Source organism: Streptomyces venezuelae, assembly GCF_008642295.1.
GTDB lineage: Bacteria > Actinomycetota > Actinomycetes > Streptomycetales > Streptomycetaceae > Streptomyces > Streptomyces venezuelae_C.
Genome location: NZ_CP029190.1, coordinates 4,572,658 through 4,584,941, shown reverse-complemented (window position 1 = coordinate 4,584,941; position 12,284 = coordinate 4,572,658). Strand labels below are relative to the sequence as shown.

Below are 12,284 nucleotides of genomic sequence, written 5' to 3'. Positions count from 1 at the left end.
ACCCGCCGGGCCGCAGGCCCAGGGTGCCGGCCCGGGGGTTCCGGCAGCCGGGCGCTTTAGCCCATGGCGCTTTAGCCCAACGACTGGGTGAGGTCCGCCAGCAGGTCGTCCGCCGACTCGATGCCCACCGACAGGCGGACCAGGTCCGAGGGGACCTCCAGTGCCGAGCCCGCCGCCGAGGCGTGCGTCATCCGGCCCGGGTGCTCGATCAGGGACTCGACCCCGCCGAGGGACTCGCCCAGCGTGAACAGCTTCGCGCGGTTGCAGACCTCGACCGCCGCCTCCTCGCCGCCAGCGACCTGGAACGAGATCATGCCGCCGAAGGACCGCATCTGCTTGGCCGCGATCTCGTGCCCCGGGTGCTCCGGAAGCCCCGGGTACAGGACCCGCGTCACCTTCGGGTGCCGGGTCAGCATCTCCGCGACGCGGGTGGCGTTCTCGCTGTGCCGGTCCATCCGGACGGCCAGCGTCTTGATGCCCCGCAGCACGATCCACGAGTCGAACGGCCCGGCCACCGCGCCCATCGCGTTCTGGTGGTAGGCCAGTTCCTCGCCCAGCGCCGCGTCCGCGGTGACCAGCGCGCCGCCCACCACGTCCGAGTGCCCGCCCATGTACTTGGTCAGCGAGTGCACGACCACGTCCGCGCCCAGCGCCAGCGGCTGCTGGAGGTAGGGGGAGGCGAAGGTGTTGTCGACGACCAGCTTCGCGCCCGCCGACCGCGCGATCTCCGCGACCACCGCGATGTCGGTGATCCCGAGCAGCGGGTTCGACGGGGTCTCCACCCAGATGACCTTCGTCCGGTCGGTCAGCGCGGCCCGCACCGACGCCGGGTCGGAGGTGTCGGCCACCGACCATTCCACGCCCCAGCGCGAGACGACCTTCGCGAACAGCCGGAAGGTGCCGCCGTACGCGTCGTTCGGGATGACCACGTGGTCGCCCGGGGAGAGCAGCGTGCGCAGCAGGCAGTCCTCCGCCGCCAGGCCGGAGGCGAAGGCCAGGCCGCGCCGGCCGCCCTCCAGAGCGGCGAGGTTCTCCTCCAGCGCCGTCCGGGTCGGGTTGGCGCTGCGGCTGTACTCGTATCCGCCGCGCAGGCCCCCGACGCCGTCCTGCTTGTAGGTGGACACCTGGTAGATCGGGGGCACGACCGCGCCGGTCAGCGGGTCCGCCGTGTTGCCCGCATGGATGGCGCGGGTCTCGAAGCTCTGGTGGTCATGGCTCATGGGCAGAGCCTATTCGCCCCCGTGCCATTCGCCCCCGTGCCATTCGCCTCCGGGCCGGTCCGTCTGGTTCGCTTGTCCGTATGGAGATTCTCTGGTTCCTGATCGCGATCGGCCTGCTGGTGGCCGTCCTCGGCCCCTGGATACGGCGCCGGCGCGGCGGCCTGCGCCTGGTCGCGCCCGGCAGCCCCGATGCGGCCGACCCGGCGGACTACGGCTTCGTACGGCAGGAACTGCTCGACATCCGGGTACCCGGCCCCGACCAGGACCTGATGGACGCCCTCGCCGCGGTCCAGGGCAGCGGCCGGTGGGAGGCGGCCTCGCAGCTGCTCGCCGGCACCCCGAAGGAGGGCGAGCAGCGCTGGCAGCGCGTCCAGGCCTTCGCCGGGGCGGCGGCCCTGGAGCTGGCGCAGCAGCCCGGCAGCGGCGCGCTGTGGCTGCGGTCCTGGCGGCTGGAGGCGGAGAAGGACGCCGGCGGCGCCCAGGTGCACGCCGAGTTCCTGGTGCAGCAGGCCTGGCGGCAGTCCGGCGGGGTCGGCTCCGACGACCACCGGATCATCCTGGAGGAGGCCCGGGACGCCTGCCGGAAGGCGGCCCTGCTGGCGCCGGGCGACCCCGTCCCGTACATCACGGAGCTCGCGGTCGCGCGCGGCCTGGCCTATCCGCCGGCGGAGTTCGACGCGCTGTGGGCCAATGTGCTGGACCGGGCGCCGGAGCACTTCGGCGCGCACCTCGCGGCGCTGCACTACTGGTGCGAGAAGTGGCACGGCTCGCGGGAGCAGGCGGACGCCTTCGCCCACGCGGCGGCGGCCCGCGCCCCGCAGGGCTCCCTGCTGGCGGCGCTCCCGCTGTTCGCGGTGTACGAGCACCTGCCCGAGGTCGCGCTGGTGCAGAACTTCTACGGCAGCGCGGTGGTGAGCCGCGCGATGGAGGGTGCCCTGTACGCGGTGCACTCCGCCCGCCAGGACGACCCGATGCTGGCGCACGTCCGCCACCTGCTGGTCTTCTTCCTCGTCAACGGCGAGCGGTGGGCGGAGGCCATGGAGCAGCTCCGCCACGTGGACGGCTGCGTGGGTGCCCTCCCCTGGTCGCACAGCTCCGACCCGGCCGAGATGTACGCGGTGTTCCGTGCGCTCGCGGTGGGCGGCTACGAGGCGAACGGCGGCTCCCCGGCCACCCTCCCCCGCTGACCCCCCGGCCGCCGCCCCGCCGCCACACCGGCCCGGGGCGGGCAGCCCCGGGGCGGCGGCCGGAACCCTGTTCCCCCCTGCCGACGGCAGCCTGCATACTCATCAGGCTTCACACATGGGGTGTACAGGTGTACGTACACCCGGCACCTGTGCATCCCGTGGGGGGATCTGTCCGAATGGGCGCATATCTGCGCGCCTTGCGCGCTCTCGTACTTCTCGCCGGCTTCTATCTGCTCGGCCTCGTCCTGCTCGCCGTCCTGGCCGGCCTCGACTGGGTGCTGATCACCCAGGCCGACGCCGGGGCCCTCACGGGCAAGGTCGTCATCGTCTCCGTGGTCCTCGCCGTCCCGATCGTGCGCGGCATGTTCATGCTCCGCACCCCCAAGGCCGGCCCGGCCCCCGGTGTCCGGGTCACCGAGCAGCAAGAGCCCCGCCTCTGGGCGGCCGTCCGGGAACTCGCCGACCAGGTCGGCACCCGTGCCCCCGACGAGATCGTGCTCGTCGACGAGGTCAACGCAGCCGTCGCCGAGGACGCCCGGCTGCTCGGCCTGCTCGGCGGCAAGCGGACCCTCTACCTCGGCGTACCCCTGATGACCGGGCTCGACGAGACGCAGCTGCGCGCCGTACTCGGACACGAGCTCGGCCACTACAGCAACAGCGACACCCGGATGATGCCGCTCATCGTGCGCGGCCGGGCCCAGCTCGTCCGCACCATCGAGCACTTCCACGAGCGCGCCGACAACAAGGTCGCCAAGGAGGCCGCCCGGCAGGAGAAGGCCGCCGAGAAGCGGATCGCCAAGGGGAAGAAGGCCAAGGAGGTGGACACCACCGGCGTCGGTGCCACCTACCGGACCATGGCGAAGATCTACACCGCGTACGGCAACTTCTACCTGCGTGCCACCCGCTCCGCGGACCGCCGCCAGGAGTTCGCCGCCGACCTCACCGCGGCCCGCATCTGCGGCCGGGACGCGTACGCCTCCGCCCTGCGCGAGCTCAACGCCCTCGGCCCGGCCCACACCTTCTACCTGGACTCGTACGCCACCCTCGGCCTGGGCGCCGGCCTGCTCCCCCGCCCCGGCGAGTTCTTCGGCGGCTTCGGCGCCCTGCTCGCCGCCCGTACCGAGGAGCTCGACGAGCTGCGGCAGGACCTGCCGACCGAGCCCGCCTCCGCGTACGACTCGCACCCGCCGCTCGCCGAGCGGGTGGCCCGGATCGAGGCGCTGCCGGAAGACGGCCGCGCCTCCGGCGGCGTCGGCGCCGCCGGCCCGGCCCTGGGCCTGCTCTCCGACCCGGTGGGCGTGCTGATCGCCCTGGAGCAGGAGGTCCTCACCCCCGAGGCGCTGGCCCTGACCCGGATGGACTGGGAGGACCTGGTCCACGCGAGCATGAGCCGGTACGTCGCCCAGGGCGCGGAGGACATCCGCGAGACCGTCTCCGCCGAGGCCGGCGACGGCACGCTGCCCGCCCTGCTGGACGCGATCGACGCCGACCCGGCCGTGCTGTGGCGGATCGCCGACCGCTTCCCGAAGTCCGAGGAGGCCGCGGCGGCCACCGGCCGCGCCGCCCGCGCCTTCGCCCGCCCGATCGTCCGCCGCGCCTTGAACCAGCTGGTCACGGTCGAGCTGACGGCCCGCGGCGCGGCCCGCTGGCAGCTGTCCTGGGCGGAGTCGGCCTCCGTCCGCTACCCGGCCGACGGCTTCGAGGAGCAGCTGCTCCTCGCCCTGGACGCGGCCGTCGCCGACCTCCCCGACACCGAACCGCTGCGGAAGCTGGTGCTTGCCTCATGATCGGCCTTTACGTCCTGGGACTCCTGCTGCTGGGGGCCGCATGGAAGGTGGGCCGCGGGATGTACTACCTGCGGAAGGCGAAGCGGCTGGAGGCGGAGACCGCCGTCATCGTGGCGCGCACCGAGGAAACCAAGGCGCGTACCGCGGCCACGCTCGCGGAGCAGGCTGCGGAGATCGTCGCGCAGGGCTTCGTACCGGAGGAGCAGCTCGATACCGAGAACCTCATGCCGGTGCCCGCCGACCGGACGACGGTGGTCGCGGCGATCCGTTCCGGCGACTGGCAGGCCGGCGCGGACTGGATCGAGGCGGCCGGCCGGAACTGGGGCGAACGGAATCATCGCGTCGGTGTACTGGCCACGGAAGCGGCGGAGACCGACACGTGGCTGCTCGCCTGGCAGGCCGCCCGACCCGGCGATCCCACGGCCGCGGTGGTCAGCGCCGACGCAGGCGTCACGCTCGCCTGGAATGTGCGCGGTGCAGCGAGCGCCCGGCACACCACACAGGAACAATTCCGCCTCTTCCACACGGCGCTCATCAAGGCGCAGGAGGCCGTGCACGAGGCCCAGCGACTCGCCGACCCGGCGGACCCCGTCCCCTACATCGCCGAACTGCGGATAGGCCGTGGCCTGGCCTACTCGCACGACCAGTTCCGCGACGTGTGGACGGAAGTCGTCCAGCGCGCGCCGAAGGTACAGATGGCCTGGCTTCAGGCGCAGCAGTTCTGGTGCGAGAAATGGTGTGGCACGCACGAGCTGGCGGAGGAATTCGGCCGCGAGGCGGTCAAGCGCAGCGAACCGGGCGATCTGCTGTCGTTGATCGAGCTGCGCGGGTACTTCGAGCGTGAGAACCGCGAGACGGACCTCGACCCTGATGTCTACTACAAGCAGCCGGAGATCGTCGCGGCGGCGACCGCCGCGTTGGCCGACCTCGCAGCCGCGCCGGATCCGGCTGCCGAGCAGGCCGTCCGCCTGCGCCACATGCTGGCATGGATCCTGTACTGGCAGGACCGGTACGAGGAGACCGTCGAGCAGTTCCGGCACATCGACGGGTACTGCGGGATCGAACCCTGGATGTATCAGAGCGGGCGCAAGGCGTCCTTCCTGAAGACACGCGACTACAGCGTGCGCCAGGTGACCGGGAACGCACGGAACAGCTGACACACGGCGTACGGGAAGAGGGCGGTCCGGGGAATCCCGGGCCGCCCTCTCCCGTTGTCCCCATACACAAGGAGGCCACGCATGTTCACGTACCGCCGCACGCCCGAGCTCCCCACCCCCGAGGAGGCCCTCAAGGGCCGCCCGGAGCCCCTCTTCGCGCTGCCCGACCGCCATACGGTCCTCGGCAACCCGCTGGCCGGCCCCTACCCGGAGGGCCTGGAGGTCGCGGACTTCGGCCTGGGCTGTTTCTGGGGCGCGGAGCGCAAGTTCTGGCAGACCCCGGGCGTCTGGACGACGCTGGCCGGGTACCAGGGCGGCTTCACCGAGAACCCGACCTACGACGAGGTCTGCTCGGGCCGGACCGGGCACACCGAGGTCGTCCGGGTCGTCTTCGACCCGGCCCTGGTCTCGTACGGGACCCTCCTCAAGCTGTTCTGGGAGTCCCACGACCCCACCCAGGGCTTCCGCCAGGGCAACGACGTGGGCACCCAGTACCGCTCGGCGGTCTACACCCACTCCCCGTCCCAGCAGACGGCGGCCGAGGCCTCCCGCGCGGCGTACCAGCAGGTCCTGACGTACTCCGGCCACGGCGAGATCACCACGGCGATCCTCCCGGCCGCCGACCGCCCGTTCTGGCCGGCCGAGGCGTACCACCAGCAATACCTCGACCGCAACATTAACGGTTACTGCGGCATCGGAGGGACAGGCGTGGCCTGCCCGATCGGCATTGCCGAGGCTCCGGGAGACGAGTGACTCACAGCCCGGTACAGCCTCCTAGTCAGCTGTGCTGTACCGGGCGAGGAAGGACTCGTACACCTCACGGCACTCCCCGTCAGTCCCGCCACTTCGGGACCAGCAGGTCAGGGTTGAACGGGCGCCGACCACCGCCACCCACGGGCAGGACGATCACCGCGTGCAGTGCGTCCCTGATCAGGGCACGCTTCTGCGCCAGGTCCAACTGGCCGGAGGTCCAGCGCTCGCGCACGTCGCCGGATACTTCGGCTGCACGCTGCTGGTCGAGGACGTGACGGGTACGGTCCGCGCGGAGTTCCTTGACGCGCGCCTCCATCTTCTGATTCTGAGGGAAGAACAGCTCATCCGAGATCTGGTCCTCCTGCCACGCCTGAAGCAGCTTGCGCTGCTTCTTCGTCAGGCGGGCCAGCTCTTCCTCCCCCGCCCATTTTTCGTCCGCATGCTTCGTCCTGGCCGCCCGTTCCTCCAACTTCGCGAGAACTGCCTCCGTGACGAACTCGTCAATCTTGGCTCCGTTGCGACCCGTGCCGCCACAGCCGCCCATTTCCTTGCTGGGGCACTGGTAGAGATAGCCACCGGAAAGGTCCGGGCGGGCAGTGGCGCGGAGCGGCGCGTTGCAGATCTGACCATCCGTACCAGGCTTTCCGCATCGAAGGATTCCCGTCAGCAGGTAGGACGGCGTGCGGTAGTCAGTGACCGATCCGTCGGACTTCACGTTGGGTCCGACGCGCGCCGAGAAGACGGCGTCGATGGCCATCCACTCCTTCGGCGTGATGACGGGCTCCCAGCGGCCCACGACCGGCACGCCGTTGGCATCACGCACCAACTCGCCGTTGTGCTTCCGCCAGCCGCACAGCCGCGGGTTCCACAGCGCGAGCTTGAGTGAGCGGCTCGCCCATTCCTTGTCGTTGATCGTGCGGACGCCGGCCTCCCGCCACTCGCGGAGGATCGAGTGCATGGACTTGCCCGCGATCACCTCGCGGGCGCCCTTCGCCAGCCACGCCGCTTCCTCGGGCTCCAGCGTGAGCTTGTCGTCCTTCCAGCCGAACGGACGCTTGCCACCCACCGGGATGCCCAGCTCCGCGCGGGCGCGGTGTGAACGGCGCGCACGCCGCTGCATCTTGCGCACCTCCATCTTGGAGATGACGACGCCGAAGAGCCCCATGGACTCCACGTCCTCGCTGTAGAGGTTCTTCGACCCCTTGGCGTCCGCGTAGAGCCGTCCTTCCTCGTACGTGAGCGCGTCCACGAACCGCTCATAGTCGCCCGCCCGGCGCGTGAGCCGGTCGTCCGCGACCACGATGACGCCCCGTACGGGCTGGCCGTCCGGTAGGTGTCCCGACTTGAGCGCCTTCACCATGGCCTCGAAGTCCGGGCGCACCACAGCCGCCTTGGCCGCCGACAGGTCGTTGTCGGTGTAGCGGTGCACGATCGTCCAGCCGAGACGGGCCGCTGTCTCCCCGTTCACCTTGTGCTGGTCCTCGACGCCGTGGCCGTCCCTGGCCGTGTCGGCGGAGATACGGGCGTACGAGACAACCGGGATCACCGGTGCCGCTTCGTTCACTTCCCACCCCTTTACGAAGAGTCACCAATTCTACGCAAAGAGAAGTGGCACTATCAGCAGTACCTCGACAAGAACCCCGCGGGCTACTGCGGCATCGGCGGCACGGGCGTCTCCTGCCCGATCGGCGTGGCCGAGGCGCCCGGCGCGTAACCGCCCGCGCCCCCCGCTCCAGCCCCGGCCGACGTCTCCGCGCCCGTCGCGGCTGCGGCATCCGCGGGTGTCTCGTTATGGCTCCTGCGGTCGTCCCTCGTGCATCATTGAGCCGGCTGCTTCTTCATCTTCTTCATCTGCGACCGAAATCCACCTGCTTCAACACGCTTTCCGGCTGCGGAGGTTCGCGATGGCGGTACAGGAGCGCGTCCACCTTGTTTTCGTACACGGGCTGTTCTCCTCGGCGAAGGTGTGGAAGGCCTTTCACACACTGATCAGCACCGATCCGGAGCTGTCCGACTGGGTCACCGTCCACCGCTTCGAGTACGACTCCCCGTTCGTCCGGCTCCGGCCCGACCGCCGGGTCGCCGAGACCGACGACGTCGCCGACCAGCTGGGTACCTTCCTGGAGACCCGGCTCGCCGAAGCCGAGCGGATCGTCCTGGTGACCCACAGCCAGGGCGGCCTCGTCGTACAGCGGTTCCTGGCCCGCAAGCTGTGGAACGGCGGTGGCGCCGAGCTCGCCCGGATCAAGCACTTCACCATGTTCGCCTGCCCCAACACCGGTTCGGGGTTCTTCCTCACCGTCCGCAAGTACCTCAAGGTCTGGCGCAACCCGCAGGAGCAGCAGCTGCGGCCCTTCGACCGGGCGGTCACCGAGGCCCAGCGCACAGTGCTCAGTGCGGTGGTGCACGCCCGCGCCTACTCCGACCAGGAGTGCCCCATACCGGTGCGCGCGTACGGGGGCTCCTCCGACGAGATCGTCCCGCCGGTGGTGGCCCGCGGGGTCTTCCCCAAGGGCGGGGTCGTCACCGCCGACCACTTCTCCATCGTGCAGCCCGCCGACCGCACCCAGGACTCCTACCTGGCCGTCCGCCGCGCCCTGCTCGAAGCGGCCCAAGGCACCCCGCCCGAGGAGGAATTCGCCCCACTGCCCCTCGGGCCCGCGCCCACGCGGCCCCTCTCCCCCGCCGAGGCCTCCGGGCGGCCCTCGCTGCCGCCGCCGGCCGCCGGGGAGCTGGATCTGGCGCCCTTTCCGCCCCCGCCGTACGGCCAGCTGGACGAGGGACAGTTCAAGGGCCAGGACCGGCTGAGCCTGGCCGCCTCCCTGCTGTCCGGGCAGTCCGCCCAGCAGGTGCACGTCCTGGCCGGCCTCGGCGGGTCCGGGAAGAGCCGGCTGGCCCTGGAGGTCGCCGACCGCGCCCAGCGCGCCGGACACCGGGTGTGGTGGGTGTCCATGCCCGAACTCAATCTCCGTATGCGGATGATGGCCCACGACCTCGGCGCCCCCTCCATCGCCGTCGAACGGGCCTGGCTGCTCGGCAACTCCATGGACCTGGTCTGGAAGCTCCTCAACGACTGCCCCGACCCCTGGCTGCTGATCTTCGACAACGCCGACGACCCCGCCCGGCTCGGCCCCCGGGACGGCCTGGTCTCCGACGGCACCGGCTGGCTGCGCAAGCCGCAGAACGCGCGCGGCACGGTACTGGTCACCAGCCGGGTGCGCCGCCAGCAGACCTGGGGCGACTGGAGCGCCGTCCACCAGATCCTGCCGCTGCACGAGGACGACGGCGCATCCCTGCTGCTGGAACGGACCGGCGGCCTGGGCGGTACGAACGAGGACGCCCGCAGGCTGTCGAGGGAGCTGGGCGGGCTGCCGCTCGCGCTGCGGCACGCCGCCGACGCCATCAAGGCCGTCAACGAGAGCCATGTCTCCCTGGACAGCGACATCAGGGACTTCGAGACCTTCCGCCGGACCTTCGCCGCGCGCGCCGAGACCTCCGCGGACCAGGCGGGCCCGGACCTCAGCGAGCTGCTCGGCCGGGAGATCGTGGAGAAGGTCTGCGGGATCGCCCTGGACCTGCTGCGCCGCCGCGAGTCGGCCGGCTCGGCCACCCTCCTGAAGGTCCTCGCGTGTCTGAGCATCGCCCCGATCCCCTACCGCTGCCTGCTCAGCGGCCCCACGCTCGGCCAGTCCCCGCTGTTCCCCGGCGCCACTCCGGCCCGGATCCACGCCGCCCTGACGGGCCTGGAGGACTTCGGGCTGGTGGACGCGTACCAGCGCGAGGGGGTCGCGGAACGCGACCTGGCCCACGTACTGACCCTGCACCCCGTCGTGCACGGTGTGCTGCGCGAGGACGAGGAGGTGCGGGACCGGTCCGCGGACTACTACGGACTGGCCGTACGGATGGTGCTCTCGGCCGCCCACGCCCGCAACCCCGACCACCCCAGCAACTGGCCGCTGTGGTCCGCGCTCGCCCCGCACGCGATGGAGGTCTCCCGGGCCTGCCTGCTCGGGGAACTCAAGCCGTCCGACCGGACCGTACGGACCACCGCCCTGGAACTGGCCCGGCTGACCGCCCGCTACCTGATCGCCATGGGCCTCCTCACCCCGGCGTACGACCTCGTCCACCCGCTGATCGAGGGCTGCGCCTCCTTCGGCTTCGACCGCGATGACCGGGAGATCCTGGGACTGCGCCACGAACAGGGACGCATCCTCCTCGAAGGGGAGCAGCTGACCCGGGCCGAGGACGAGCTGAGACAGGTGGTCGAGGCGCGCACCCGCATCCTCGGGGAGAACGACGCCGACACCCTCGCCAGCCGGCACAAACTCGCCCGGGCGATCAACGAACAGGATGGGGACCGGCAGAAGGAGGAGCAGGTCGAGCAGATGCTCCGGTCCATCGTCGAGGCGGAGCAGGAGGTCCGCGGCCCCGAGTACTACGACACCCTGGTGGTCCGCCACACCCTGGCCCGGGCGCTGCTCACCCTCGGCCGGAACGGGGAGGCCGAGGCGGAGGCCCGGCAGATCCTGGACATCAGCCGCCGGAACCACTGGCCGCCCTCCACCCCCGAGATCCTGCGGGTACGGGAGACCCTGGCGTACGCGCTGCTGAGGCAGGGCCGCCACGACGAGGCGGAGCGGATGATCCGGGAGGCGCTGCGGGACGCGTCCCAGCCGGCGGACTCCAACCTCGTGATGCGCCTGCGGTACACCCATGTCACCGTGCTCCTGCCCATCCGGGGGCGTACGTCCGAAGCGGTGAACAAGCTGAGAGCACTGGTGCGCGACCTCGACCGGGTGGTGGCCTCGGAACATCCGCTGTCCAGGCACGCCAGGGCGATGCTGGAGCAGCTGGACCGGGAGATGCCCGGCTGAAACCTCCCGCCTTCGGGGGCAGTTGTACAGAACTCCACCGGCGGCGGCGGGCTTGCGCGTAGCCTGACGTTGCCTCACTCTGTGTGACGCATCCCACACCGAACATGCACGGAGGTCCGCCGATGAACGCTCTCCCCGCCGATGACAACCAGTCCCTGCAATGGGGTGCTCCGGGGAGCGAGCTGGAGGAGCTGCAGGCGGAGGTCGGCAGACGCATCGCGATGGAAGCGCTGGAGGCCGGGCGCCAGGCACTCGAACTCGACGCGAAGACGGCGTTCCGCGCGACCAGCGCAACACATCCCGGATAACGCACACACCGCGCACACCACGTACGGCCGCTGTTCTCTGCTTTCTGTTCGGTTCTCTTTCTCGATGACCGGGGGGCGATCGCATGACGTCAGCGCAATCCACGCAGGGCGCGTTACAGGACCCGCCGCACGACCCCTTCTTCCGCGCCGCCACCGCACCGGCCTTCACCCACGAGCTGCTCGCCGGTCTGGCCGCCGGGCGGTACGCGGCGGTTCGAGTGCCGGGCTTCCTGCCACGGCAGTGGTGCGAGGAGGTGCTCGGCGCCCTGAAGGAAAAGGCGTTCGACTCGTACGGCACGACCCGCATCCACCCGCCGGTAATGCGCTTCGGGGTGGGCGTCAGCGACCACATGGCGGACGGCGGGGTCGCCGACAGCTACTGGAAGGCCCTGGAGGGGCACTACGCGGCCTGGGAAGGGCTGGGCCTGTCCTTCGACCCCTTTCGCGTCTGCCGGGAGGGGCTCGCCACGCACTGGCCGCACGGGGTGGCGGTCGGCCGGCGGGGCGGCCGGGAGATGGGCGACGGGGTGGCCCGGGAGCCGAACCAGGGGTTCCGGGTCCATTTCGACGACGCCCTCCGCGAGTACGCGGAGGACCTCCTCGACACCCCGCTGATCGGCCAGTTCGCCTTCAACCTGTACCTCAGCGTGCCCCCGTCGGGCGGCGAGACGGTCCTGTGGCGGCACCGCTGGCAGCCCGGGGACGAGGCGTACCGGCTGCCCGACGCCTCGTACGGGTACGACGAGGCGGTGGTGCGGGGCACCGAGTCCATCGAGCTCACCCCAGAGGTCGGCGAGGCCCTGCTCATCGACCCCCGCAATTTCCATGCGGTCCGGCCCAGCCACGGAGACCGCAGAATCGCACTGGGATTCGCGGTGGGGATCAGCACCTCCGGCCGGCTGCTCACCTGGGCCTGAAACACCCCGCCGAGCTGCGCTTTCCATCCCTGCGATCGTCAACTCTCCGATGAATTCGACTCTTTGACGGTCCGCCAGGAA

9 protein-coding genes and 1 pseudogene are annotated in these 12,284 nt (G+C 71.1%); 8 read left to right on the top strand and 2 right to left on the bottom strand.

From position 1 onward, the window contains the following. Window positions 1-71: 71 nt before the first annotated feature. Window positions 72-1,220 (bottom strand): cystathionine gamma-synthase, encoded by a 1,149-nt coding sequence (locus tag DEJ50_RS20535; protein ID WP_150209422.1) that lies wholly within the window; start codon window positions 1,218-1,220, stop codon window positions 72-74. Between the two features lie 80 nt (window positions 1,221-1,300). On the opposite strand from DEJ50_RS20535, the gene DEJ50_RS20530 reads away from it, so the two are divergent. The 4 genes from DEJ50_RS20530 to msrA all read left to right on the top strand — a co-directional run bounded on the left by DEJ50_RS20530 (window position 1,301) and on the right by msrA (window position 6,104). After that, on the top strand, window positions 1,301-2,407 hold the full coding sequence (locus DEJ50_RS20530) for a hypothetical protein (protein WP_150209421.1): 1,107 nt from the start codon (window positions 1,301-1,303) through the stop codon (window positions 2,405-2,407). Window positions 2,408-2,583: 176 nt separating this feature from the next. Next, window positions 2,584-4,194, top strand: coding sequence for a M48 family metalloprotease (locus DEJ50_RS20525; protein WP_150209420.1), 1,611 nt, complete (start codon window positions 2,584-2,586; stop codon window positions 4,192-4,194). Then, window positions 4,191-5,351, top strand: a complete 1,161-nt coding sequence (locus DEJ50_RS20520; RefSeq protein WP_150209419.1) for a hypothetical protein — start codon at window positions 4,191-4,193, stop codon at window positions 5,349-5,351. Before DEJ50_RS20525 ends, DEJ50_RS20520 begins: the two co-directional genes overlap by 4 nt. 81 nt (window positions 5,352-5,432) lie before the next feature. Then, the gene (msrA, locus tag DEJ50_RS20515) at window positions 5,433-6,104 is read left to right on the top strand and encodes a peptide-methionine (S)-S-oxide reductase MsrA (RefSeq protein ID WP_150209418.1); all 672 of its coding nucleotides are present in this window, start codon (window positions 5,433-5,435) and stop codon (window positions 6,102-6,104) included. A 79-nt stretch (window positions 6,105-6,183) separates the two neighbouring features. Here the strand turns inward: msrA and DEJ50_RS20510 are convergent, their stop codons facing one another. Continuing rightward, window positions 6,184-7,668: a recombinase family protein gene (locus DEJ50_RS20510; protein WP_150209417.1), complete on the bottom strand. Its 1,485-nt coding sequence runs from the start codon at window positions 7,666-7,668 to the stop codon at window positions 6,184-6,186. Between the two features lie 54 nt (window positions 7,669-7,722). Between DEJ50_RS20510 and DEJ50_RS35610 the strand changes: the two are divergent. The 4 genes and pseudogenes from DEJ50_RS35610 to DEJ50_RS20490 form a co-directional block, all read left to right on the top strand. Beyond that, window positions 7,723-7,818 (top strand): annotated as a pseudogene (locus DEJ50_RS35610) (peptide-methionine (S)-S-oxide reductase); the annotation flags it as partial. 190 nt (window positions 7,819-8,008) lie between these two features. After that, a complete protein-coding gene (locus DEJ50_RS20500) occupies window positions 8,009-10,978 on the top strand; it encodes an alpha/beta fold hydrolase (protein WP_150209415.1) in 2,970 nt (989 codons plus the stop codon). Window positions 10,979-11,100: 122 nt separating this feature from the next. Further along, window positions 11,101-11,286: a hypothetical protein gene (locus tag DEJ50_RS20495; RefSeq protein ID WP_150209414.1), complete on the top strand. Its 186-nt coding sequence runs from the start codon at window positions 11,101-11,103 to the stop codon at window positions 11,284-11,286. Between the two features lie 83 nt (window positions 11,287-11,369). Beyond that, a complete protein-coding gene (locus DEJ50_RS20490; protein ID WP_150209413.1) occupies window positions 11,370-12,203 on the top strand; it encodes a proline hydroxylase in 834 nt (277 codons plus the stop codon). Window positions 12,204-12,284 lie beyond the last annotated feature (81 nt).

What these genes read in the sequence shown, in the direction of transcription:
- DEJ50_RS20535 (WP_150209422.1), bottom strand. Translation starts at nt 1,220, where the DNA reads ATGAGCCATGACCACCAGAGCTTCGAGACCCGCGCCATCCATGCGGGC.
- DEJ50_RS20530 (WP_150209421.1), top strand. Translation starts at nt 1,301, where the DNA reads ATGGAGATTCTCTGGTTCCTGATCGCGATCGGCCTGCTGGTGGCCGTC.
- DEJ50_RS20525 (WP_150209420.1), top strand. Translation starts at nt 2,584, where the DNA reads ATGGGCGCATATCTGCGCGCCTTGCGCGCTCTCGTACTTCTCGCCGGC.
- DEJ50_RS20520 (WP_150209419.1), top strand. Translation starts at nt 4,191, where the DNA reads ATGATCGGCCTTTACGTCCTGGGACTCCTGCTGCTGGGGGCCGCATGG.
- msrA (WP_150209418.1), top strand. Translation starts at nt 5,433, where the DNA reads ATGTTCACGTACCGCCGCACGCCCGAGCTCCCCACCCCCGAGGAGGCC.
- DEJ50_RS20500 (WP_150209415.1), top strand. Translation starts at nt 8,009, where the DNA reads ATGGCGGTACAGGAGCGCGTCCACCTTGTTTTCGTACACGGGCTGTTC.
- DEJ50_RS20495 (WP_150209414.1), top strand. Translation starts at nt 11,101, where the DNA reads ATGAACGCTCTCCCCGCCGATGACAACCAGTCCCTGCAATGGGGTGCT.
- DEJ50_RS20490 (WP_150209413.1), top strand. Translation starts at nt 11,370, where the DNA reads ATGACGTCAGCGCAATCCACGCAGGGCGCGTTACAGGACCCGCCGCAC.